Raw genomic sequence first — 22,248 nt, 5'->3', positions numbered from 1 at the left:
CAATGATGACAGATTCCATACTTAACAATATTGCGGAAGCTTTGGAAACGAATCTTCGAGAGTTGGTCAAAGTGGGCAGTTTGCGGCCAGGTCACATTCTGGTCATCGGAACGAGTACGAGTGAAATTCTCGGGCAACAGATCGGTACATCGGGTACGCTGGATGCGGCGAAGCCGATTTTTGAAACAGCGCAGCGTATTTGCCGCGAGTTCGGGCTGCACTTAGCCTTTCAATGCTGTGAGCATTTGAACCGCGCGATCGTCATTGAGGAAGAACTGCTATTGCAAGCGCCTCAGCTCGAGCCCGTATCTGTTATTCCGGTTCCAAAGGCTGGAGGCTCGATGGCCACTTACGCGTATCGTCACTTCGCGAAGCCGGTCGTTGTCGAAACCATTCAGGCACATGCCGGAATTGATATCGGCAGTACGCTCATCGGGATGCATCTGCGTCGAGTAGCTGTGCCTGCAAGGCCGCCAGTGCGAAACATTGGGCATGCCTATGTAACGATGGCTTTTACCCGGCCTAAGCTGGTCGGCGGTATAAGGGCTGTATATTCACAGGATATCGCTGATCAGCTCTATCGAACAGCCGCTCCTGATGCGGATTGTTAGCTATTACTCATTGAATGAAGACTTAACAGATAAGACTATCCTGTAGGAGGAATTTGATATGACAAATTTTTTGAGTAAACAAGATCCTAAAATTGTAGAAGCGATGAATCTAGAACTTGGCCGTCAACGTGACAAAATCGAGCTTATTGCCTCTGAGAACATTGTTAGCCAAGCTGTACTTGAAGCTATGGGTACGGTTCTGACGAACAAATACGCAGAAGGCTACCCAGGCAAAAGATACTACGGAGGCTGTGAGTATGTAGACATTGTAGAAAATATCGCCCGTGATCGCGCGAAAGAGCTTTTCGGTGCTGAACACGCGAACGTTCAACCGCATTCCGGCGCACAAGCGAACATGGCTGTTTATCTGGCAGCTCTTAACCCTGGAGATACTGTGCTTGGCATGAATTTGGCACATGGCGGTCACTTAACGCATGGTAGCCCGGTAAATGCATCCGGTATTCTATATAACTTCGTAGCTTACGGCGTAAGCGAAAAAGATTTCCGCATTGACTACGATGATGTTCGCAAAGCAGCATTCAAACATAAGCCTCGCATGCTCGTAGCTGGCGCAAGTGCTTACCCGCGTACGATCGATTTCGAAGCATTGGCTTCTATCGCTAACGATGTTGGGGCGCTGTTCTTCGTCGATATGGCTCATATTGCTGGTCTTGTTGCAGCTGGCCTGCATCCGAATCCAGTGCCACACGCACATTTCGTAACAACTACAACGCACAAAACGCTTCGCGGTCCTCGCGGCGGTATGATTCTTACTCGAAAAGCTTGGGCTGCAGCGATTGATAAAGCGGTATTCCCTGGTTCCCAAGGCGGTCCTTTGATGCACACAATCGCAGCAAAAGCTGTATCCTTCGGTGAAGCCCTGCAACCGGATTTCAAAACTTACGGACAAAACGTGATCAACAATGCACAAGCATTGGCGACTGCTCTAACAGCTGAAGGGATTAACCTCGTTTCCGGCGGTACAGATAACCACTTGATGCTGGTTGATTTGCGCAACCTGAACATCTCGGGTAAAGATGCTGAGCACGTGTTGGACGAAATCGGTATTACAGCAAACAAAAACGCGATTCCTTTTGACCCAACAAGTCCGTTCATCACAAGCGGTATCCGTTTGGGTACACCGGCTGTAACGTCCCGTGGCATGGGTGAAGAAGCGATGAAAACAATCGCGAAAGTAATAGGACTTACCCTTAAAAACCCGAAAGACGAAACCGTTTTAGAGAAAGCTCGCGGTTTAGTAAAAGATTTGACTGCGCAGTATCCCCTCTACCCAGGTTTGACTTATTAATCCTTATTTGAAAAAAACTATTTGAGATTACGATAGCCGAAGCCGCTAGGGAGATTAATCCCAGCGGTTTTCTTTACTTTGAAAAAGTAATTCATGGAAGCTTCGGTTTTTCAGAGGATAAGTTGGATAACATATGATATAATGGACGAGGTTTGTCGTACCATGGCGTAATTTTTTGCGAAATACATATAATACGCAGCTTTTTAGGAGGAAATTTATGGGGAAGTTATTTATTTGTGATCATCCGCTTATCCAACATAAGCTGACCTATATTCGGGATGAGAATACGAACACGAAGGACTTTCGAGAGCTCGTTGATGAAGTTGCGACCTTGATGGCTTATGAGATTACGAGAGAAATTCCGCTTGAGCATATTCAGGTGAAAACACCTGTTACGACAGCGGATTGCCGAATTATTTCTGGCAGAATGCTCGGACTCATTCCTATCCTGCGTGCAGGTTTGGGTATGGTAGATGGGATACTTAAGCTGATTCCGGCTGCTAAGGTTGGACATGTTGGCTTATATCGTGATCCCGATACGCTTCAGCCTGTTGAGTATTATGTAAAGCTGCCAACGGATGTCTTGGAACGGGAGTTAATTGTTATTGACCCGATGCTGGCAACAGGCGGATCTGCGATAGCAGCGATAGAAGTACTGAAACGCAGAGGCTGTACGCAAATGAAGCTGATGTGCTTAATTGCTGCGCCAGAAGGGATCAAAGCCGTTCAACAAGAGCACCCCGACGTTGATATTTACGTAGCCGCAGTGGATGACTACTTAAACGATCATGGCTATATCGTACCAGGGCTTGGAGACGCGGGAGATCGTCTGTTCGGAACTAAATAGTAGGCTAACGAAGAAGCTTTTCCTTTCGATAGCTCTAGCGTTCACGCTTACGAAGTCAGCTTTCCAACGGAAAGCTCTAAGGTCCATGCTTACGAAGCTAGCTTTGCTACGCAAAGCTTTAAGGGGAGAAACCAATGAAACGTCTAAAAGTCATTACAATCTTCGGAACTAGACCCGAAGCGATTAAGATGGCTCCGCTTATTTTGGAGCTCGAGAAGCATCCTGAGCATATTGAGTCTCTCGTCTGTGTGACGGCGCAGCATCGCCAGATGCTGGACCAGGTACTCGATATTTTCAAAATTACACCTGATTTCGACTTGAACGTCATGAAAGACCGTCAAACATTGAATGAAATTACGATACGTGTGCTGCAAGGTTTGGAGCCTGTCTTCCAAGAAGCGAAGCCGGATCTGATTCTCGTGCACGGTGATACGTTGACAACATTCCTTGCGAGCTATGCGGCGTTCATGCAGCAAATCCAAGTGGGCCATGTCGAAGCAGGTCTTCGTACATGGAACAAAATGTCTCCTTACCCGGAGGAAATGAATCGTCAATTAACGGGCGTTTTGGCTGATCTGCACTTTGCTCCAACTCAACAATCGGCGGATAATCTGCGTAAGGAAAATAAAGCCGAGTCCCAGATTTATGTGACGGGAAATACCGTCACGGATGTATTTAAATACACGGTACAGCAGAAATTCGAGCACCCTGTTCTGGAGTGGGCAGCGGGCCGTAAATTAATCCTGATGACGGCGCATCGCCGTGAAGCGCAAGGTGAGCCGCATCGTCAAATTTTCCGTGCTGTGAAGCGGATCGCTGATGAGTTCGAAGATATTGCGATCGTTTATCCTGTGCATCCGAGTCCCGCTGTTAAAGAACCTGCACATGAGATTCTTGGCAATCACCCCCGCATCAAGCTGGTAGAGCCTTTTGATGTGTTCGAGTTCCATAATTTCTATCCGCACGCACATATGATCCTGACAGACTCTGGCGGTCTTCAAGAAGAAGCGCCGTCTTTTGGTGTGCCTGTTCTTGTTCTGCGTGATACAACAGAGCGTCCTGAAGGTATACAGGCAGGAACGTTGGAGCTTGTAGGCACGAATGAGGAGAAAGTCTATGAGCGTGCTCGCGCGCTTCTAATGGATCCAGATTTATACAAAAAAATGAGTCAAGCCGCCAATCCTTACGGTGATGGTAAAGCGTCAGAACGCATCGTTCAAGCGATTCTGCACCACTTCGGAAAGACCTCAGAGCGTCCAGAAGCATTCTAACCGTGACAAAATCATGACAAACGCTACAGCGTACAGTTCGACTGTTTGGTTTGGAAACCCGCAAACCTTAGAGCCGCAAGGATTTGAGGAGTTTCGTGTGAAGCGACAAAGGAAGTTCCGTCAATTGACAAACCTTGCATCGCTTCGATACAATGGATGAGGATTCGTAGCACTATGCCTACGAAGCGGGTTTTCCCATGTGGAAAACTCTCAGGAGGATGCGATGAAACGGCCAGATCCCAAAGATAATCCGTGGCGAGCAGCAGCGTTAACTAGCGCAATTGGTATTGACCTTGTAGTTTGTTTACTAGCCGGATATTGGTTCGGCGAATGGTTGAGTCACATGCTAGGGGGACAGCTCTGGTTGTTGGGCGGGTTCATGCTCGGGCTTGTAACCGGAATCATTAGCATTTACTTCATGATAAAGCAGTACGGAGGGCTATGATGGATGACTTTTCAGCCACTCTGAAAACAGTTCAAAATGTGTTTCTTTTCTTTTTATCCTTTTGTTTGGCTGCATGGGCGCTTCTTGTCGATTACCGGGTTTACATTGCCGGAATTATGCTTGGTTCTTTAGCAAGTATGGTGAATGCAAGGTTTCTAGCCTGGAAGATTAACAAGTTGGCAGCAGCTGCGATAGAGCAGAAGGGGCGCAAGGTGACCCTAGGTTTTCTGACAAGAGCAGCAATTGCTGGTTTCGCTGGTTTGGTTGCCGTCCGGTATCCAGAACACATCGCGCTACCTACGACGATCGTTGGATACTTTTTTGCTCAATTGGCAACACTCGTACTGGGTATTCTTTCTATTAGGAAGTCTGAGAAGTAATTCCATTCGATGAAAGGGGTGAAAATGGAAAACATGGAACATCACGCACCAGAGTTTGAGTGGATGGGCATTCACTTCGACGCATCAGCTCTTATGATGATCGGAATTACCACCATTATTGTGCTTATTCTAGCTATTGCAGGCGCCAGCCGAGCATCTGTTACAAATCCTTCGAAGTTACAAAATTTTATGGAATGGACCATTGAATTTGTAGAAGGTATTATCGGAAGCACAATTGGTTCGAAGCATGGCAAAGGGTTTATCGCACTTGGTCTTACGCTCATTATGTATATCTTTATCGGCAACATGCTCGGCCTTCCTTTCTCGATCGTGACAGAAGATCATGTATCTTGGTGGAAATCGCCGACTGCTGATATCGCAGTAACAGGAGCATTAACCGTTATCGTTATCGTACTAAGTCACTTCTTAGGGATAACACGTAACACAAAACATTACTTCGCGCATTATTTTGAGTTCAAAGGGGCAATGTTGATCCTTCATTTAATTGAAGTTGTATCAAAGCCGCTTACACTCGCTTTCCGTCTTTACGGTAACATTTATGCAGGTGAAATCATGATATCTGTCATTGTTGGAGCAGGTTGGTTTGGAATTGCGCCTCTCTTCGTATGGCAGGGCTTCAGTGTGTTCGTTGGTGCAATTCAAGCCTTCGTATTCACGATGCTGACAATGGTTTACATCTCGCAAACGTTGATTCATGAAGAACAGCATTAAGAGTAAGACTTACCTCGGGAAGTCTCGAGTCACTTATAAAACAACAAAAACCTAAGAGTTTAAGGGAGGATTTTATCAATGGGAGCAATAGCATTAGTAGCAGCAGGTATCGTATTCGGTTTGGGAGCACTAGGTGCAGGTATTGGTAACGGTTTGATCGTAGGTCGCGCTTTGGAAGGTATTTCTCGTCAACCAGAACTTCGTGGTACGCTTCAAACAACAATGTTTATCGGGGTAGGTCTAGTTGAGGCAATGCCGGTCGTTGCATTGGTTCTTGCGTTCATCTTTATGGGAAAAGCTTAAGAAACCGCTTGGCGTTGATGGCCGTAGTCGCCACCACGCCTTCGTTTTGCCCATGTTATCAGAAGGGAGTGACGTTACTTGCATATTGAATGGTCCACATTTTGGATACAACTTATCGCGTTCTTAATTTTATATTTGTTGCTTTCTAAATTTGCGTTCGGTCCTCTGTTCGGCATGATGGAGAAACGCAGACAATTGGTGAAAGACCAAATTCAAACAGCTGAAACTAGCCGCAAGCAGGCTGAGCAACTGTTGGAGGAACAAAAGCAAGCGCTGCAACAAACTCGTAAGGAAGCTTACGACATCATTGAACAAGCAAAGCACACAGGCTCCAAGCAAGCTGATGATATTATTCACGCAGCTAGTGCAGAAGCAAATCGTCTGAAAGACGAAGCGCTGAAAGATATCGAAAATGAGAAGAACAAAGCGGTTGCCGCTCTTCGCAGCCAAGTAGGCGCGATGTCCGTTCTGATCGCATCCAAAATTATTGAGAAACAAATCGACGAAAAGTCACAAGAAGAACTTGTTGAGCATTACCTCAAAGAGGTAGGAGGCAACGTATGAGTGACATCGTCGTAGCGAAGCGTTATGCCAAAGCTTTATTCGAAGTAGCAAAGGAAAAGATTATTATTTCCCAAGTTGAAGATGAGCTTAAATCTGTAGCTAGTGCGATTAGGGATAATGCAGACTTGCAGAAGTTCCTGAACCATCCGAACATCGGGAATTCCGCTAAAACGGACCTGCTGAAGCAGATTTTCGAAGGCAAAGTTTCCGAACCGGTGTGGAACACGCTGCTTGTCTTGATTGATAAAGGTAGACAGTCGATTATTTCTGCTTTGGCGAGTGACTATGCTAAGGTTGCGAATGAAGCGCTCGGTCAAGCGAGTGCGACGGTATACTCGGCATTCGTACTTTCGGATGAACAGCAAGCTGAGATTGCTTCACATTTCAGTAAAGTAACAGGTAAAACGATCCGTGTTTCGTCTGTGGTTGAACCTAAACTGCTCGGCGGTATTCAAGTGCGAATCGGTGATCGTTTATATGATGGAAGCTTGGCAGGCAAACTTGATCGTTTGGCCAAAGCGTTAGTTTAATATAAGCACTGTAAGAATAGGGGTGAAGTTCGTTGAGTATCAAACCTGAAGAAATCAGCTCATTGATTAAACAACAGATTGAAAACTATAATTCCGATATCCAAGTAGTTGATGTAGGTACAGTCATTCAAGTAGGTGACGGTATTGCTCGTGCTCACGGCTTGGAAAACGTTATGGCAGGCGAGCTGCTTGAGTTCCCAAGCGGCGTACTAGGCTATGCTTTTAACCTTGAGGAAAGCAACGTAGGTATCGTTATTCTTGGACCTTACAAAGATATTCGTGAAGGTGATCAAGTTAAACGTACTGGACGTATCATGGAAGTTCCTGTTGGTGAAGAGCTTCTAGGTCGTGTAGTTAACTCCTTGGGTCAACCTGTCGATGGCAGAGGTCCAATTAATACAACAGCGTTCCGCCCTGTAGAGAACATGGCTCCAGGCGTAATGGCTCGTAAATCCGTACATGAACCAATGCAAACAGGTATTAAAGCGATTGACGCGATGGTACCAGTTGGCCGTGGCCAACGTGAGTTGATCATTGGTGACCGTCAAACAGGTAAAACGGCGATTGCGATCGACGCAATCATCAACCAAAAAGGCAATGGCGTGAAATGTATCTACGTGGCTATCGGTCAAAAACAATCCACAGTCGTAGGTGTTGTTGAAACCCTTCGTGCTGCTGGCGCGCTTGACTATACGATCGTTGTAACAGCATCTGCTTCCGAGCCTTCACCGATGCTATGGTTAGCTCCATACTCCGGTTGTGCAATGGCTGAGTACTTCATGTACAAAGGCGAGCACGTTCTTATCGTATACGATGACTTGTCCAAACAAGCTGCCGCATACCGTGAGTTGTCCCTCTTGCTTCGTCGTCCACCAGGTCGTGAAGCTTATCCAGGTGACGTATTCTACTTGCACTCCCGTTTGCTGGAGCGTGCTGCGAAATTAAACGATGAGCTTGGCGGTGGTTCCATTACGGCACTTCCATTCATCGAGACACAAGCAGGCGATATCTCTGCTTACATTCCGACGAACGTAATTTCCATCACCGATGGTCAAATCTTCTTGGAATCCGACTTGTTCTACTCTGGTCAGCGCCCAGCGGTTAACGTTGGTAACTCTGTATCCCGTGTAGGGGGCTCCGCTCAAACGAAAGCGATGAAAAAAGTTGCCGGTACACTTCGTGTTGACTTGGCACAATATCGTGAGCTTGCAGCGTTCGCAGCATTCGGATCCGATTTGGATAAAGCTACTAAAGCACGTTTGGATCGTGGGGTTCGTACCCTTGAAATCTTGAAACAAGGCGTGCATCAGCCGATGTCTTTGGAAAAGCAAGTTGCTTCTCTTTACACGGTTGTAAAAGGTCATGTGGATGATATTCCAGTTCAAGATGTAACGCGTTTTGAAGCTCAATTCTTGGCTTTCTTGGAATCTAACCGTCCTGAAGTTCTGCATAGCATTCGTGACACGAAAGATATTACTGCGGATAACGATAAAGCATTGGTTGATGCAATCAATACATTTAAAAAGAGCTTTGCAGTTTCTGAATAAATCATGATGGCAGAGCTTCCTGTTGAAGTGAAGCTCTCCCTACCATGTGAATCCTGGGCAGGCGGACGCCTGAATTCAGGTCTTCGAATGAAGGCTTTTCTAAGCCTCAAAAGAGAGGTGAGCAGGTATGGCAAAAGGAATGCGCGAGATTAAGCGCCAAATCAAATCCACACAAAGCACGAAGCAAATCACGAGAGCAATGGAAATGGTTGCAGCAGCGAACTTACGTAGAGCGCAGCAATCAGCGGAAGCGGCACGTCCGTACTCCGAGAAGTTGAAGGAAGTGGTTGCAAGCATTGCAGCTGGCACTAAAGGCGTGAAGCACCCGATGCTGCAATCACGTGAAGTGAAGAAAACGGCCTATTTGGTCATTACTTCCGATCGTGGTCTCGCTGGTGGTTACAACGCAAACGTGTTGCGTAAAGCAATGACTGAAATTCGTGAAAATCATAAATCAACAGCTGAGTACTCCGTTTTCGTAATCGGACGAAAGGGAAGCAATTTCTTCTCGAAACGAAATATTCCGATTGTTGAAGAAGTAACCGGAGTTCCGGATACGCCGAAATTCTCGGATATTAAGCCTGTTGCAACAGCAGCGGTCGCTAATTTCGTTAACGGTACGTATGACCAACTGTTCCTGATTTACAACAAGTTCCAAAACGCGATTACCCAAATTCCAACCATGATTCGTCTGCTTCCGATGGAAGATGTATCCGGCGTGGCTGCAGCTAGCTATGAGTATGAGCCATCACCGGAAGGCGTTCTGGAAGTACTGCTCCCTAAATATGCTGAGACGCTTATTTACAGTGCTGTTCTGGAAGGTAAAGCAAGTGAGTTTGGCGCGAGAATGACAGCAATGAACTCCGCAACGAAGAATGCAACGAAGATGATCAGCAGCTACACATTGGCTTACAATCGTGCACGCCAAGCTTCGATTACGCAAGAGATTTCGGAAATCGTCGCTGGAGCTAACGCGAACGCATAATGATAAACGGTCTCGATGGAGACACAAGCTTTACTTAGGAGGGAAACCATGAGCAAAGGGCGCGTTGTGAATATTACAGGGCCCGTCGTCGACATTGAGTTCGAACGCGGACAACTCCCTGAAATTCTGAATGCAATCAAAATTGAAAGAACCGAAGGTGGACAATCATCCACTATGACGGTTGAAGCGGCTGTTCACCTTGGTGACAACCTCGTACGTTGCGTAGCAATGTCCTCTACAGACGGACTTGTACGTGGTGCCGTAGCAACAGATACTGGCGCAGCGATTACTGTACCAGTTGGCGCAGCAACACTGGGTCGTGTATTTAACGTATTGGGCGATCCGATCGATGGTAACGAAACAGTTGACCGTACATTAACTAGCCCGATCCACAAAGAAGCTCCTGCATTCGACAACTTGTCGACAAAATCAGAGATTCTTGAAACAGGTATTAAAGTTATTGACCTTATGGCTCCTTACGCAAAAGGTGGTAAAATCGGTCTCTTCGGTGGAGCGGGTGTAGGTAAAACCGTTACGATGCAAGAGTTGATTCACAACATTGCGCAAGAGCACGGCGGTATCTCCGTATTTGCGGGCGTTGGTGAGCGTACTCGTGAAGGTAATGACCTTTATCACGAGATGAAAGACTCCGGCGTTATTGCAAAAACAGCGATGGTATTCGGTCAAATGAATGAGCCTCCAGGCGCGCGTCTTCGCGTAGCATTGTCCGGCTTGACAATGGCTGAGTATTTCCGTGACGAAGAAGGAAAAGACGTTCTTCTGTTCATCGACAACATCTTCCGTTTCACGCAAGCAGGTTCTGAGGTTTCCGCTTTGCTAGGCCGTATGCCTTCCGCGGTAGGTTACCAACCAACACTTGCAACAGAAATGGGTCAATTGCAAGAGCGTATTACTTCCACGAAAAAAGGTTCTGTTACTTCCATTCAAGCGATTTACGTTCCTGCCGATGACTATACGGATCCGGCTCCGGCAACGGCTTTCGCTCACTTGGACGCTACAACGAACTTGGAGCGTAGTATCGCGGCTGCAGGTATCTTCCCAGCGGTAGATCCACTTGCGTCATCTTCCCGTGTTTTGACACCAGAAATCGTTGGTGAAGAGCACTATAAAGTAGCACAGGGCGTTAAACAAATTCTTCAACGTTACAAAGAGCTTCTGGATATCATCGCGATCTTGGGTATGGATGAGTTGTCTGATGAGGACAAATTGGTCGTTACTCGTGCGCGTCGTCTTCGTCTGTTCTTGTCTCAGCCGCTTCACGTTGCTGAGCCGTTCAACGGATTCCCAGGCTTGTATGTACCAATGAAGGATACCGTGCGCAGCTTCAAAGAAGTTCTTGAAGGTAAGCACGACAATCTTCCTGAAGTTGCCTTCCACAACGTGGGCACAATCGAGGATGCAATCGCGAAAGCTAAAACGCTGTAAGGTGCATGCTCTCTAAGTAAGTTTAGGAAGGAGAATCCAAGTGAGTACATTCCTACTGGAAATTGTTACCCCAGAGCGCAAAGTGTACGCTGAACAAGTGAACATGGTTAGCGTGAAGGGTGTCGAAGGGGAGCTTGGAATTCTGCCGAATCACATTCCACTGGTCACTCCATTGAAAATTGCGTCTATTACTGTGAAGAAACAGGGCTCTAAAGACGAAATCATCGCAGTAAATGGCGGTTTCATGGAAGTGCGCAAGGATAAGGTGGTTATATTGGCGGAAAGCGCCGAGCTACCAGAACAGATTGATATCGATCGTGCGAAAGCAGCAAAGGAACGTGCGGAGAAGCGTCTTGCTGAAACAAAGCAAGAAAACGTTGATTTCAAGCGTGCTGAAGCCGCTCTTCAAAGAGCATTAAATCGTATCAATGTGTCCGGGAAATAATAGATGTTTGATTAAATGCGAGGGAACTTTGAGTTCCTTCGCTTTTTTTCGTATAGGCAGACTAATAAAAGATAATTTTGGAAAATCTACTCACTAGGATTGAAAAGTGGTGTTTGGAATTAGTCATCGACGCCTAAAAGGCTTTTTGATATAATGTTGTAGGTGAATATTACCAAAACTAAAAGGATGATTAAGGAAAGCAAATAAGAATGGAGGCGGTTACATGCAGATGATGTATACAAATAACTATGTAATCGTAGCGATTTTTCTCGGGTTAGGTATTCTCCTCCCTGTGGCAGCGCTGACGATAGGCAAATGGTTAAGACCGAGTAAGCCCGTCGATGAGAAGTATACGACGTATGAGAGTGGTAACGAGCCTGTAGGTGAGGGTCAAATCCGGTTTAATATTCGTTATTATTTGTTTGCTTTAATGTTTGTCATCTTCGATGTTGAGACCGTGTTCCTCTATCCTTGGGCTGTTGCATTTAATCAGCTTGGCCTTTTTGCCTTAGTGGAAATGTGTATTTTCGTAGCCTTGCTAGCCATTGGATTAATATACGCTTGGAAGAAGAAGGTGCTGCAATGGACTTCAGTTTAGAGTCGATATCTCCCGAAGAACGGGAAGAGTTAAACCGCAATGTATTCATGACGACGTTAGAGCAAGTGAAAGCTTGGGCGCGCAGTAATTCGCTTTGGCCGTTAACGTTTGGCCTGGCCTGTTGTGCCATTGAAATGATGGGAACTGGCGGCTCTCACTATGATTTAGACCGTTTCGGAGTCATCTTCCGTACGTCTCCTAGGCAATCCGATGTGATGATTGTTGCGGGGACTGTAACGAAGAAAATGGCTCCTTTGCTGCGCCGTCTTTATGAACAAATGCCTGAACCGAAATGGGTCATTGCGATGGGCTCGTGTGCGACAGCAGGAGGACCTTATGTGAAGTCATATTCCGTTGTAAAGGGCGTTGACCAGATCGTTCCGGTTGATGTTTATATTCCGGGTTGTCCACCAAATCCGGCGGCACTCATCTATGGCATTAATAAGCTTCAGGAGAAGATTCGCTATGAAGCGAAGACCGGGAAGCAGGTGACCAATCGATGAGTGATGAAAAGAAGCCGGAGGGTAAAGTTGACCAGACTCCTCCTGCTGAGGAAGGTAAGAAAAAGAGCGAATCTCCTCTAGAGGAAGCTATCGCTGAGGTAGGCGAGCTGACGCCAGAGGCGCGCGCGAGTAAGACGCCGCTTAGCGCTGACGTGCAAGCAGCCGTAGATCGCGCGGCGGAGAATCAGGCCGCTGATCCGGCTGTGCAGACGACGAACGAGCCAAGCGATGCGCCTGCGGCTGAGCTCGCGGAGCGTGCGCCAGGCGCCGATGCTCCGGCGGCGGAGAAGAGCAGCAGTGACGCGGCAGCGGAGCGCGCCGCGGCGAGAGTTGCCCGCCTCGCTGCGCGGGCGGCCGCTGAGCCGACGGGCGAGCCCGCGTCGGCTGGAGCCGAGGCGTCACCAGTGCCTGCGGACGCTGGGGAAGACGAGAAGGCGGCCAAAGCCCAGGCCGCAGCTGAAGCACGCGCTGCGCGAGCTAGCGCGCGCGGGGCGAAAACCGATTCGGCGGAGCCTGCCGCGCCGAAGGAGCCTTCACCGAACCAGCCGCTGCTTGATCGGCTGGTCGCGATCTTGAAAGCCGACGTTGGCGAAGACGTCGTCGTCGATGCTTTCATCAACGAAAGGGACGCGCATCGTCCTTACGTGGTCATCCACAGCTCCCGCTGGCCGCAGGCCGCGGTGACGCTGAGGGATCACGAAGAGCTGCGCTGCGACTACTTGCGCAATCTCTCCGGCGTTGACCAGGAGACGCACCTGGAGGTGGCGTATCATCTGCTTTCCCTCACACACAAGCGTGAGTATTGCGTAAAAGTGAAAACAGACCGAGATCAGCCGAGCATTCCTTCCGTTGCTCTTATATGGCCAACCGCGAATTGGAATGAGCGGGAAGTGTATGACCTGCTGGGAATTGATTTCCCGGGTCACCCTAATTTAGTACGAATCATGATGCCTGACGATTGGGTCGGCCATCCACTGCGCAAAGATTACGAACCGCTCGACCCGGAGGTGTAGCATTTGTTACGGACAGAAGAGCTCCTGTTAAACGTTGGTCCTCAGCATCCAAGTACGCACGGCGTTTTCCGCGTGATCGTGAAGCTGGATGGAGAAATAATCAAAGAAGCTATACCCGTCATGGGCTATCTACATAGAGGAACAGAGAAACTGGCTGAAAACCTTAGCTACACGCAAATTATTCCTTACACGGATCGCATGGATTACGTATCGGCCATGACGACTAACTACGTGCTTGTTAATGCCGTAGAGAAAATGATGCAGCTGGAAGTGCCAGAACGAGCGGAGTTTCTTCGCTTAATCGTGATGGAGCTTCAACGCATTGCTTCTCACATGGTGTGGTGGGGTACCTATTTGCTGGACATTGGCGCGATGAGCCCGTTCTTATACGCTTTTCGTGATCGGGAAATTATTATTGACCTGTTCAATGAACTTTGTGGGGCGCGTCTGACTTATAACTACATGCGAGTTGGAGGCGTAAAGTGGGATGCTCCTGACGGTTGGATTGATAAAGTTAAGAAATTTATACCTTATATGTACGGTAAGCTGGAAGAATATCACACGTTAGTGACGGGGAATGAAATCTTTCTCTCCCGTATCAAAGGTGTAGGCAAGTATGACGCTGATACAGCTATTGCATATGGCCTTAGCGGCGCTAACCTAAGATGTACCGGTGTAGACTGGGATATTCGCAAAACGCAGCCGTACAGCCTGTACAGCCGTTTCCAGTTCGATGTGCCGGTTCGCAGCGGCGGTGATTGCTATGATCGCTACTTGCTGCGTATGGAGGAAGTGAAGCAATCCCTTCGTATCCTGGAGCAAGCCGTTGAGCAGTTCCCTGAGCAAGGCGAAACCATGGGCAAGGTGCCTAGAGTCATTCGTCCTCCAGAAGGAGAAGTGTATTCGGCTATCGAGTCTCCGCGCGGGGAAATTGGATGCTATATCATTTCTCGCGGCAAACAAGAGCCTTTCCGTCTAAAATTCCGCAGACCCTCCTTCGTGAATCTGCAAATATTGCCCAAGCTGCTGGTCGGTGAGTCGATGACCAACCTGATTACGATTTTGGGCGGCATCGATATTGTCGTTGGGGAGGTGGATGCCTAATGGTGAATTTACTTGAGGCGAGTCTAACTTGGACGAACTTCTTCGTTTTCCTGTTCTGGGGCATCGTCATGCTGATGCTGGTCCTGGGCTTCGTAACCTATGCAATCTACTTCGAGCGTAAGGTTATCGGCTGGATGCAGATGCGAATCGGACCGAACCGAACAGGACCTTTTGGGCTCCTACAGAGTGTCGCGGACGTATTTAAGCTCTTAATCAAAGAGGATACGATTCCCAAAAAGGCGGAGCGTGAGCTCTTTATTCTAGCGCCAATCATTACCTTTATCCCTTCGTTCACGATTATTGCGACGATTCCGTTTTCGGATCGGTTGTTTAACGCGAATTTAAATGTGGGTCTGCTCTTTTATGTCGCCCTTACGGGAATTTCTACGATTGGTATCATACTCGGCGGTTGGGCGTCGAATAACAAATACGCGCTGCTTGGCGGTATGCGTTCGGCGGCTCAAATGATTAGTTACGAGGTTCCGCTCGTGATTTCCGTTATTGGTGTCATCATGATGACAGGCAGTTTAAATCTACACACCATTGTTGATCATCAATCGGGCGGCTTCTGGCATTGGAACTTCATTCCCCAGATTCTAGGCTTTATCATTTTCGCTATTGCCGGCGTCTCGGAGCTCAATCGAACGCCGTTTGACCTTCCGGAAGCAGAATCAGAGCTCGTTGCAGGCTACCATGTGGAATACAGCGGTTTCCGTTTCGCCTTTTTCATGCTATCGGAGTATGTGTACGTGTTCGTCATTGCTTCGTTGACAAGCTTGATTTTCCTGGGTGGGTGGCATGCGCCATTCCCATTCCTTGATTTCATCCCAGGTATAATCTGGTTCCTACTGAAATTCTCCTTTATTGTGTTCTTCCTGTTCTGGCTGCGCGCGACGCTGCCCCGGGTGCGGGTCGATCAACTTATGGGGTTCGGCTGGAAAGTGCTGCTACCACTCGCACTAGTCAATATGCTGGTAACGGCGATCATTATGACCATCACATAACAGAAAAACGCTAAGCATGCTTTCGAAGTCAGTTTTGCTAAAGCAAAACTCTAAGATTACGCTTACGATGCAAGTTTTCCTACGGAAAACTCTAAGGAGGGAAACGAATGAAGGGCATAATGAAAGGTTTAGGCGTAACGTTTAAAAGCATGACCCAGAAAAAAATAACGTACGCATACCCTGACGTCCCGATTAAAATGCCGGATCGCTTTCGCGGTATTCAATATTTTGATCCAGAGAAATGCATTGTGTGTAATCAATGTGCTCGTGTTTGTCCGACGGAATGTATTACCTTAACAGGTAAAGCGAACCCAGACCCCGAGAAGAAGGGCAAGGTTATCGATACGTACGACATTAATTTTGAAATTTGTATTTTGTGCGATCTCTGCACCGAGGTGTGTCCGACGGAAGCGATCGTCATGACGAACAATTTTGAGCTCAGTACGTACAGTCGAGATGATCTGTTCAAAAATATGCAATGGCTAAGTGAAAACACTCAAAATATCCGTCAGGAGAACAACTCGGCACTGCCAAAAGGGGGGGCCAAGAAAGATGTTTAACGGAATTGGCGATTTCCTATCAAGCGGTTCAAGCTGGGCTTTCTTCGTCTTCGCTCTACTCGCGATCGGCGGAGCCATCTTCATGATTTCTTTTACCAAAGTCGTTCACATGGTCATTGCCGTTGCGCTTACGTTTATTAGTTTGGCTGGGCTATATGTCATTCTGGAGGCTGAGTTTGTAGCTTTCGTGCAAGTGTTAATCTACGCTGGTGCGATCTCAATTCTGATGATTTTCGGCATCATGATGACGAAGCACAGACAAGGGGAAGAAGAGGAGCCTAGGCGTCCTTGGCATGAAGGCTTGGCGATTGTTGGCGCTTTGGGGTTGTTCGGGGTGTTATTTTATGCCATACAAAAAACTACCTTCGTCGCTTCAGGTACCCTGAATGCGGGTAAGGACAATACGTTAGAAATCGGGAAGCTGCTCTATAACGAGCATGTTATTCCTTTCGAAATCATGTCGGTGCTGCTGACGGTGGCCTTCATCGGCGCCATTGTGGTCGCAAAGAGAGAGGAGGATTAGCTGTGGGCAACATTGTAACTCCCTATCTCACGCTGGCTGCAATCCTGTTCTGTATCGGCTTATACGGCGCAATAACAAAGAAGAACGGGGTTATCGTTTTGCTGTCGATCGAGCTTATGCTCAATGCCGTTAACTTGAATTTGATTGCTTTTTCGAAGCTTGGTGATCACCCTGCTCTGACGGGGCAAATTTTCTCGCTTTTCAACATCACCATAGCAGCTGCAGAGGCGGCTGTTGGGATCGCGATTCTGATTACGATTTACCGAAATAAAGGGACAGTAGATGTAACGGATTTGGATTCTATGAAGCGCTAGGAGGCTAACAAGGATATGGTATCGGACTATTCACAGTACGCCTGGCTCATTCCGTTGTTTCCGCTGCTTGCTTTTCTAGCGCTTACGGCTATGGGACGTCAATTAAAAGATCTAGGCATTTACATCAGCATTTTCGCGATGCTAGCGTCATTTATCGTGGCTTTGCTGATTTTCGTTGAACGAGTTGGCGGTAAAGTGGAAGATTTCACGTGGAATAAGCTGCATTGGCTGCAAGTGGGCGATTTTACGCTGAATATGGGGTTTGAGGTTAACAATCTGAACTCTTTGATGCTTGTTATCGTCACATTAGTTTCTCTTCTCGTGAATATTTATTCCAAAGGTTATATGAAAGGCGACGAGCGGATCCATGTGTTTTTTGGGTATATCGCGTTGTTCTCCTTCTCCATGCTTGGCCTTGTCATCTCGGAAAATATGTTGGAGTTGTACATCTTCTGGGAGCTTGTAGGGGTATGCTCCTTCCTGCTCGTTGGATTCTGGTACTTCAAGCCAGAGGCGAAGGCAGCTGCGAAAAAGGCCTTCATCGTCACCCGTATCGGGGACGTTGGTCTGTTCATTGGCATTCTGCTGCTGTATTGGTACATGCCAGGGCATGAGCTCGATTTTACATCTATACATAATGCTTTTACAGCAGGCAAAATCGACCCGACGATCGTCACATGGATTGCCATTCTGATCTTCATAGGGGCGATGGGGAAGTCAGGTCAGTTCCCGCTGCACACATGGTTGCCTGATGCCATGGAAGGTCCGACGCCGATTAGTGCGCTGATCCACGCAGCAACAATGGTTGCAGCTGGTGTGTATCTAGTAGCGCGTACGTTTGATATTTTCCATGCATCGCCGGATGCACTGTTAGTTGTTGCTTATGTGGGTGGTTTCACTGCAATTTTTGCAGCAACGATTGGTATAGCACAGAATGATATCAAACGCATTCTTGCCTACTCCACCGTGAGTCAGCTCGGATACATGATGATGGCATTGGGGATTGGTGTCTCCTACACGTCGGGCATGTTTCATTTGTTCACGCACGCTTTCTTCAAGGCACTGCTCTTCTTGGGTGCAGGCAGTGTAATCCACGCAGTTCATACGCAAGACATTAACGAAATGGGCGGATTATCTCGTAAAATGAAAATCACGACCTGGACATTCGCGATAGGAACGCTGGCACTTTCAGGCATATTCCCGTTCGCAGGGTTCTGGTCGAAGGATATGATATTGACGGAAGCGTACGAGCATAACCAGCTTCTATTCTGGGTCGGTGTGATTGCTGCCTTCTTCACAGCCTTCTATATGTCGCGTCTGTTCTTCCTGGTGTTTTTAGGCTCGCCTAGAGGGAGTGTAAAGACTGATGCAGACGATCATGGTCATGCTGCACATGAACCGCATGAATCTCCGGCAACCATGACAACACCGCTGATTGTTCTGGCTGTGCTTGCCGTTGTCGCGGGCTTTGTGAATACGCCGTTCAATGAATGGCTCAGCCACTGGTTGACGGGTCAGAACCATGATGAGAAAGCGAATTGGATCGTTATTATTCTATCTACACTGGCCGGTTTGCTTGGTATTGGCCTTGGTTACCTGATTTACCTCAAACGTTCGATTCCGCGCGATGTGGTTTCTGGCAAGATGCCATGGTTGTATACGCTGCTGAATCGTAAATATTTCGTTGATGAAATCTATGATGGTGCCATCGTTAAGCCGCTTCGCGGTTTAGGATGGGTTCTCGAGCTGATTGATGTGTATATCATTGATGGTATTGTGCGTTTGGTCGCCTTTACGGTAGTCAGTCTTGGCCGCTTAGGATCCCGTCTTCAAAATGGTCAACTACAGACCTACGGGGTTATCATGATTCTGGGGATGCTGATTTTGGTACTCGCCATCGCAGGAAGGAGGTTCATCCATGCTGGCTAGTATGCCCATTCTAAGTATGATCGCTTTTTCCCCTCTGCTAGGTGTTCTGGTCTTGCTCTTCATCCGTGGGGACCGAGGCCGTTTGATAAAAACGATTGGTATCGTGACGACGCTGATTCCGCTTATTTTGGCGGCGTGGTTATACTTCGATTATAACTATCAAGGTGATCCGATTCAGTATAAAGAACAGCTGGACTGGATTAAAGTCCCGCTTAACCATGAGGGAATTCAGCAAATCACTTCGTATTTCTTTGAGTTTAAGTACAATATGGCGGTAGATGGAATCTCCTTACCGCTCGTATTTCTAACCGCACTTGTTTCGTCGATGGCTGCCTTAGCTTCGGTGTATATCAAAAAGCGTTGGAAAACGTACTACATTCTGTTCCTGCTTCTTGAAACCGGCATGTTCGGTGTATTTATGGCTCAGGATCTGTTCTTGTTCTTCTTGTTCTTCGAAATTACGCTTGTGCCAATGTTCTTCTTGATTGGTATTTGGGGGTATATGAACAGGGAACAAGCCGCAAACCGTTTCCTAATCTACAATGGACTCGGCTCGGCGATCATGTTGATCGCGTTCTTAATTCTCGTCAGCACAGCCGGATTCAACCAAGTGCCTTCGCAAACAGAGGCTATCATCTACTACAGCGGTGACATCCATACGATTGCGCATAATTTGCTGCAGGATCCGACGGCTTATGTGAATCAAACAGGAACGCCGTTCTTCCTTAGCCCGGCAATGAAATGGACCGTGTTTATCATGCTGCTGATCGCCTTCGGCATTAAGCTGCCGATCTTCCCGTTCCATACGTGGATGCTCAAAGTACATACGGAGGCTCCGCCTGCTGTTGTAATGATTCACTCCGGGATTTTGCTGAAAATGGGGGCCTACGGCCTCATTCGATTCGGCATTCTGTTCTTCCCGGCGGAAGCCAAGCAGTGGGCTTGGATGCTGGCGCTCCTTGGCGTCATCAACATCCTGTACGGCGCGATTCTCGCGATGGTCCAAAGAGACTTCAAGCTTGTGCTGGCCTACTCGAGTATTAGCCACATGGGCATCGTACTGCTTGGTCTCGCCGCATTCAATGTGACGGGCCTGCAGGGCGCCTTGTTCCAACTTATCTCACACGGCCTCATCTCGGCCCTGATGTTCCTGCTTGTAGGCAGTATCTACGAGCGGACCGAATCCACTGATCTCGATCGCTTAGGCGGTCTCGCGTCGTCAGTCCCTTTCATTAGCGGCATTCTGCTGATCGCCGGTATGGCTTCGCTCGGATTGCCTGGTTTATCCGGCTTCATCAGTGAGTTCCTCGCGTTTCTCGGACTCTTCGAAACATACCGCGTGTACGCGATTGTCGGTACACTCGGGATCATTCTCGCAGCGGTTTATGTGCTGCGCGGGGTGCTGAACATCACGTTCGGCCCTAAACAGCCTGGCCTGCCGCTGCAAGGCGTGCGCGACGCCAGGTTAATCGAGGCGGTGCCAATGATTACGCTCGTGGCGTTCATTCTCTTGCTCGGGGTGTACCCAAGCGTGCTAAGCCAGCCGCTTCAGCAAACGATAGGCAGCTTGGATCAATTGATCCAAAGCGTAGCCGGGAAGATAGGAGGTTAGTCCGGTGGAACAGCTTCGACTCCATGTCGCCGATTTAGTGCATCTGCTCCCTGAGCTTTCGCTGGTTGCCACCGCGATCATCCTATCTCTCTTGGATTTGATCCTGCCAAGCAGGTTTAGTCGTTCCATTATTGGATGGTTGACCTTGGTCGGCATCGCTATTTCTGCGGTATTCGTAGTTCTTCAGTTGAATCCAGATGAGGCCATTCAGCTGCTCAATCATAGCTATCGAGTGGATGATTTCTCGAACCTGATGAAATTGTTCACTTTAACAGGCACAGGCTTCATCGTCTATATGAGCCTAAGCTTCGTAAAAGAAGACGCGATCCCGCATGTTGGGGAGTATTACTACTTCTATCTGCCTGCAGCACTCGGTGCCATGATTATGTCATCCTCGGGTGACTTAATTACACTGTACGTTGGATTAGAACTGTTGAGTATTACCTCGTACTTGCTCGTAGCGATGAAGAAGAAAGATAGTAAGTCCAATGAGGGAGCCTTCAAGTACTTGGTCATGGGCGGTATTTCCTCCGCCATCATCCTTTATGGCATGTCCTTTCTTTACGGTATGGTTGGTTCTAGTAATTTATCGCAGATTGGTTCTGCGCTTCCATCGCTCGTGCCTAATTATGAGGCACTGATCTACGTAGCCTTCTTCCTGCTGCTCGCTGGATTCGGCTTCAAAATCGCCGCTGCCCCGTTCCATAGCTGGGCACCGGATGTGTACCAAGGAGCACCGACGCCAGTGACGGCATTTTTGGCTGTTGTGTCTAAGGCTGCCGGTTTCGCCATCCTTTTCCGCGTATTCTACGCGTTGTTTGGGTTTAGCAGCTTTGAAGGTACTTCTGTTCAATCCGATGTGTTCCTAGCTATATCCGTGATGGCTGCAATTGCTATGGTGACCGGTAATTTCATTGCGCTAAAGCAAACGAACATGAAAAGGCTTTTGGCCTATTCAGGGATTGCCAATGCCGGATATTTACTCGTTCCGATCGGAACTTATTTTTCAGGCATCCATTACGCGAACTTCTCTGAATTTATTTTCTATTTGATCGCGTACTTGTTTATGAATATCGGCGCTTTCGCTGTGCTTATGATTATTGAGCAGGCGGAGGGGCATACCGAAGCCAAAGGTTTTGGAGGTCTCTATTATCGGGCGCCATTAACAGCTGCTGCGATGGTATTGATTGTGCTTTCCTTGGCCGGTATTCCGATATCAGGCGGGTTCTTCGGGAAGCTCTACATCATATTGGGAACGATGCAGACCAAGCAATACTGGCTTGGGGCACTGATGATCGCGACCAGTGTGGTATCCTTGTACTACTATTTCGGAATCGTGCGCCAAATGTTTATGCGCAGCGACTACGAGTCTGCCGAAGTTAAGGTGTCAATTCCACTAGGAATCACAGTATGGTTATGTGCGCTTATCAGCTTAGCACTGGGCTTTGTCCCGCACCTTGTGCTGAAAGGCATTGAAGCTATTTTCACCTTGACGAAGGATTTTCTGATCATGTAAAAAAGTTACAAAGCTTCTAAATGAGCCTTTCCCTATTTCAAAAGTGGGGGAAGGCTTTTTACTTTGATGTAAGTAAAGATACGGTCCAAACAACCTGTCTTCCGGGCAAACATACAAGTGATTTTTCGTAAATCAGCAGGTTTGGTAATTCCCTCCA

General features: G+C 47.8%; 25 protein-coding genes. All 25 read left to right on the top strand.

Annotated elements, in window-relative coordinates; translation table 11 throughout:
- The first annotated feature begins 2 nt into the window (after positions 1 to 2).
- The 25 genes from BLT91_RS22355 to BLT91_RS22235 all read left to right on the top strand — a co-directional run bounded on the left by BLT91_RS22355 (position 3) and on the right by BLT91_RS22235 (position 22,091).
- Complete coding sequence (locus tag BLT91_RS22355; RefSeq protein ID WP_368086843.1) at positions 3 to 611, top strand: TIGR01440 family protein; 609 nt, start codon at positions 3 to 5, stop codon at positions 609 to 611.
- Positions 612 to 669: 58 nt separating this feature from the next.
- The gene (glyA, locus tag BLT91_RS22350; protein WP_090825068.1) at positions 670 to 1,920 is read left to right on the top strand and encodes a serine hydroxymethyltransferase; all 1,251 of its coding nucleotides are present in this window, start codon (positions 670 to 672) and stop codon (positions 1,918 to 1,920) included.
- 217 nt (positions 1,921 to 2,137) lie between these two features.
- Positions 2,138 to 2,767: a uracil phosphoribosyltransferase gene (gene upp, locus BLT91_RS22345; RefSeq protein ID WP_090825066.1), complete on the top strand. Its 630-nt coding sequence runs from the start codon at positions 2,138 to 2,140 to the stop codon at positions 2,765 to 2,767.
- 134 nt (positions 2,768 to 2,901) lie between these two features.
- Positions 2,902 to 4,038, top strand: coding sequence for a non-hydrolyzing UDP-N-acetylglucosamine 2-epimerase (wecB, locus tag BLT91_RS22340; protein WP_090825064.1), 1,137 nt, complete (start codon positions 2,902 to 2,904; stop codon positions 4,036 to 4,038).
- 223 nt (positions 4,039 to 4,261) lie between these two features.
- On the top strand, positions 4,262 to 4,483 hold the full coding sequence (locus BLT91_RS22335) for an AtpZ/AtpI family protein (RefSeq protein WP_090825062.1): 222 nt from the start codon (positions 4,262 to 4,264) through the stop codon (positions 4,481 to 4,483).
- Positions 4,480 to 4,863, top strand: coding sequence for an ATP synthase subunit I (locus BLT91_RS22330; RefSeq protein ID WP_254777071.1), 384 nt, complete (start codon positions 4,480 to 4,482; stop codon positions 4,861 to 4,863). Before BLT91_RS22335 ends, BLT91_RS22330 begins: the two co-directional genes overlap by 4 nt.
- Positions 4,864 to 4,896: 33 nt before the next feature.
- The gene (gene atpB, locus BLT91_RS22325; protein WP_090825126.1) at positions 4,897 to 5,595 is read left to right on the top strand and encodes a F0F1 ATP synthase subunit A; all 699 of its coding nucleotides are present in this window, start codon (positions 4,897 to 4,899) and stop codon (positions 5,593 to 5,595) included.
- Positions 5,596 to 5,673: 78 nt separating this feature from the next.
- A complete protein-coding gene (gene atpE, locus BLT91_RS22320) occupies positions 5,674 to 5,898 on the top strand; it encodes a F0F1 ATP synthase subunit C (RefSeq protein ID WP_028556930.1) in 225 nt (74 codons plus the stop codon).
- Between the two features lie 78 nt (positions 5,899 to 5,976).
- A complete protein-coding gene (gene atpF, locus BLT91_RS22315) occupies positions 5,977 to 6,462 on the top strand; it encodes a F0F1 ATP synthase subunit B (protein WP_090825058.1) in 486 nt (161 codons plus the stop codon).
- Positions 6,459 to 6,992, top strand: a complete 534-nt coding sequence (locus BLT91_RS22310; protein ID WP_090825056.1) for a F0F1 ATP synthase subunit delta — start codon at positions 6,459 to 6,461, stop codon at positions 6,990 to 6,992. The genes atpF and BLT91_RS22310 overlap by 4 nt, the downstream gene beginning before the upstream one ends.
- A gap of 32 nt (positions 6,993 to 7,024) precedes the next feature.
- Positions 7,025 to 8,539, top strand: coding sequence for a F0F1 ATP synthase subunit alpha (gene atpA, locus BLT91_RS22305; protein ID WP_090825054.1), 1,515 nt, complete (start codon positions 7,025 to 7,027; stop codon positions 8,537 to 8,539).
- A 127-nt stretch (positions 8,540 to 8,666) separates the two neighbouring features.
- Positions 8,667 to 9,524 (top strand): ATP synthase F1 subunit gamma, encoded by an 858-nt coding sequence (gene atpG / locus BLT91_RS22300; protein ID WP_029195659.1) that lies wholly within the window; start codon positions 8,667 to 8,669, stop codon positions 9,522 to 9,524.
- Between the two features lie 48 nt (positions 9,525 to 9,572).
- Positions 9,573 to 10,970, top strand: coding sequence for a F0F1 ATP synthase subunit beta (atpD, locus tag BLT91_RS22295; protein ID WP_057303735.1), 1,398 nt, complete (start codon positions 9,573 to 9,575; stop codon positions 10,968 to 10,970).
- Between the two features lie 40 nt (positions 10,971 to 11,010).
- Positions 11,011 to 11,415 carry a F0F1 ATP synthase subunit epsilon gene (locus BLT91_RS22290; RefSeq protein WP_090825052.1) on the top strand — a complete coding sequence of 135 codons (405 nt, stop codon included), beginning with the start codon at positions 11,011 to 11,013 and terminating at the stop codon, positions 11,413 to 11,415.
- A gap of 232 nt (positions 11,416 to 11,647) precedes the next feature.
- A complete protein-coding gene (locus tag BLT91_RS22285; protein WP_090825124.1) occupies positions 11,648 to 12,013 on the top strand; it encodes an NADH-quinone oxidoreductase subunit A in 366 nt (121 codons plus the stop codon).
- On the top strand, positions 11,998 to 12,516 hold the full coding sequence (locus tag BLT91_RS22280; RefSeq protein ID WP_029195655.1) for a NuoB/complex I 20 kDa subunit family protein: 519 nt from the start codon (positions 11,998 to 12,000) through the stop codon (positions 12,514 to 12,516). Before BLT91_RS22285 ends, BLT91_RS22280 begins: the two co-directional genes overlap by 16 nt.
- Positions 12,513 to 13,529, top strand: coding sequence for an NADH-quinone oxidoreductase subunit C (locus tag BLT91_RS22275; protein ID WP_090825050.1), 1,017 nt, complete (start codon positions 12,513 to 12,515; stop codon positions 13,527 to 13,529). The genes BLT91_RS22280 and BLT91_RS22275 overlap by 4 nt, the downstream gene beginning before the upstream one ends.
- Before the next feature lie 3 nt (positions 13,530 to 13,532).
- The gene (locus BLT91_RS22270) at positions 13,533 to 14,633 is read left to right on the top strand and encodes an NADH-quinone oxidoreductase subunit D (RefSeq protein ID WP_090825048.1); all 1,101 of its coding nucleotides are present in this window, start codon (positions 13,533 to 13,535) and stop codon (positions 14,631 to 14,633) included.
- On the top strand, positions 14,633 to 15,637 hold the full coding sequence (gene nuoH, locus BLT91_RS22265) for an NADH-quinone oxidoreductase subunit NuoH (protein WP_090825046.1): 1,005 nt from the start codon (positions 14,633 to 14,635) through the stop codon (positions 15,635 to 15,637). Before BLT91_RS22270 ends, nuoH begins: the two co-directional genes overlap by 1 nt.
- A gap of 107 nt (positions 15,638 to 15,744) precedes the next feature.
- On the top strand, positions 15,745 to 16,197 hold the full coding sequence (gene nuoI, locus BLT91_RS22260; protein ID WP_029195651.1) for an NADH-quinone oxidoreductase subunit NuoI: 453 nt from the start codon (positions 15,745 to 15,747) through the stop codon (positions 16,195 to 16,197).
- Positions 16,190 to 16,720, top strand: a complete 531-nt coding sequence (locus tag BLT91_RS22255; protein ID WP_090825044.1) for an NADH-quinone oxidoreductase subunit J — start codon at positions 16,190 to 16,192, stop codon at positions 16,718 to 16,720. Before nuoI ends, BLT91_RS22255 begins: the two co-directional genes overlap by 8 nt.
- Positions 16,721 to 16,722: 2 nt before the next feature.
- The gene (gene nuoK / locus BLT91_RS22250) at positions 16,723 to 17,034 is read left to right on the top strand and encodes an NADH-quinone oxidoreductase subunit NuoK (RefSeq protein ID WP_090825042.1); all 312 of its coding nucleotides are present in this window, start codon (positions 16,723 to 16,725) and stop codon (positions 17,032 to 17,034) included.
- Between the two features lie 15 nt (positions 17,035 to 17,049).
- Positions 17,050 to 18,963: an NADH-quinone oxidoreductase subunit L gene (gene nuoL, locus BLT91_RS22245; RefSeq protein WP_090825040.1), complete on the top strand. Its 1,914-nt coding sequence runs from the start codon at positions 17,050 to 17,052 to the stop codon at positions 18,961 to 18,963.
- A complete protein-coding gene (locus BLT91_RS22240) occupies positions 18,953 to 20,575 on the top strand; it encodes a complex I subunit 4 family protein (protein ID WP_090825037.1) in 1,623 nt (540 codons plus the stop codon). The genes nuoL and BLT91_RS22240 overlap by 11 nt, the downstream gene beginning before the upstream one ends.
- Positions 20,576 to 20,579: 4 nt before the next feature.
- Complete coding sequence (locus BLT91_RS22235) at positions 20,580 to 22,091, top strand: NADH-quinone oxidoreductase subunit N (protein WP_090825035.1); 1,512 nt, start codon at positions 20,580 to 20,582, stop codon at positions 22,089 to 22,091.
- The last annotated feature ends 157 nt before the right edge of the window (positions 22,092 to 22,248 follow it).

It is taken from the genome of Paenibacillus sp. yr247 (assembly GCF_900103825.1).
Lineage (GTDB): Bacteria > Bacillota > Bacilli > Paenibacillales > NBRC-103111 > Paenibacillus_E.
This window is presented reverse-complemented; position numbering and strand designations above follow the sequence as displayed.

Coding starts and splice junctions, on each gene's coding strand:
- BLT91_RS22355 (WP_368086843.1), top strand. CDS start 3: ATGATGACAGATTCCATACTTAACAATATTGCGGAAGCTTTGGAAACG.
- glyA (WP_090825068.1), top strand. CDS start 670: ATGACAAATTTTTTGAGTAAACAAGATCCTAAAATTGTAGAAGCGATG.
- upp (WP_090825066.1), top strand. CDS start 2,138: ATGGGGAAGTTATTTATTTGTGATCATCCGCTTATCCAACATAAGCTG.
- wecB (WP_090825064.1), top strand. CDS start 2,902: ATGAAACGTCTAAAAGTCATTACAATCTTCGGAACTAGACCCGAAGCG.
- BLT91_RS22335 (WP_090825062.1), top strand. CDS start 4,262: ATGAAACGGCCAGATCCCAAAGATAATCCGTGGCGAGCAGCAGCGTTA.
- BLT91_RS22330 (WP_254777071.1), top strand. CDS start 4,480: ATGATGGATGACTTTTCAGCCACTCTGAAAACAGTTCAAAATGTGTTT.
- atpB (WP_090825126.1), top strand. CDS start 4,897: ATGGAACATCACGCACCAGAGTTTGAGTGGATGGGCATTCACTTCGAC.
- atpE (WP_028556930.1), top strand. CDS start 5,674: ATGGGAGCAATAGCATTAGTAGCAGCAGGTATCGTATTCGGTTTGGGA.
- BLT91_RS22310 (WP_090825056.1), top strand. CDS start 6,459: ATGAGTGACATCGTCGTAGCGAAGCGTTATGCCAAAGCTTTATTCGAA.
- atpG (WP_029195659.1), top strand. CDS start 8,667: ATGGCAAAAGGAATGCGCGAGATTAAGCGCCAAATCAAATCCACACAA.
- atpD (WP_057303735.1), top strand. CDS start 9,573: ATGAGCAAAGGGCGCGTTGTGAATATTACAGGGCCCGTCGTCGACATT.
- BLT91_RS22285 (WP_090825124.1), top strand. CDS start 11,648: ATGTATACAAATAACTATGTAATCGTAGCGATTTTTCTCGGGTTAGGT.
- BLT91_RS22280 (WP_029195655.1), top strand. CDS start 11,998: ATGGACTTCAGTTTAGAGTCGATATCTCCCGAAGAACGGGAAGAGTTA.
- BLT91_RS22275 (WP_090825050.1), top strand. CDS start 12,513: ATGAGTGATGAAAAGAAGCCGGAGGGTAAAGTTGACCAGACTCCTCCT.
- nuoH (WP_090825046.1), top strand. CDS start 14,633: ATGGTGAATTTACTTGAGGCGAGTCTAACTTGGACGAACTTCTTCGTT.
- nuoI (WP_029195651.1), top strand. CDS start 15,745: ATGAAGGGCATAATGAAAGGTTTAGGCGTAACGTTTAAAAGCATGACC.
- BLT91_RS22255 (WP_090825044.1), top strand. CDS start 16,190: ATGTTTAACGGAATTGGCGATTTCCTATCAAGCGGTTCAAGCTGGGCT.
- nuoL (WP_090825040.1), top strand. CDS start 17,050: ATGGTATCGGACTATTCACAGTACGCCTGGCTCATTCCGTTGTTTCCG.
- BLT91_RS22240 (WP_090825037.1), top strand. CDS start 18,953: ATGCTGGCTAGTATGCCCATTCTAAGTATGATCGCTTTTTCCCCTCTG.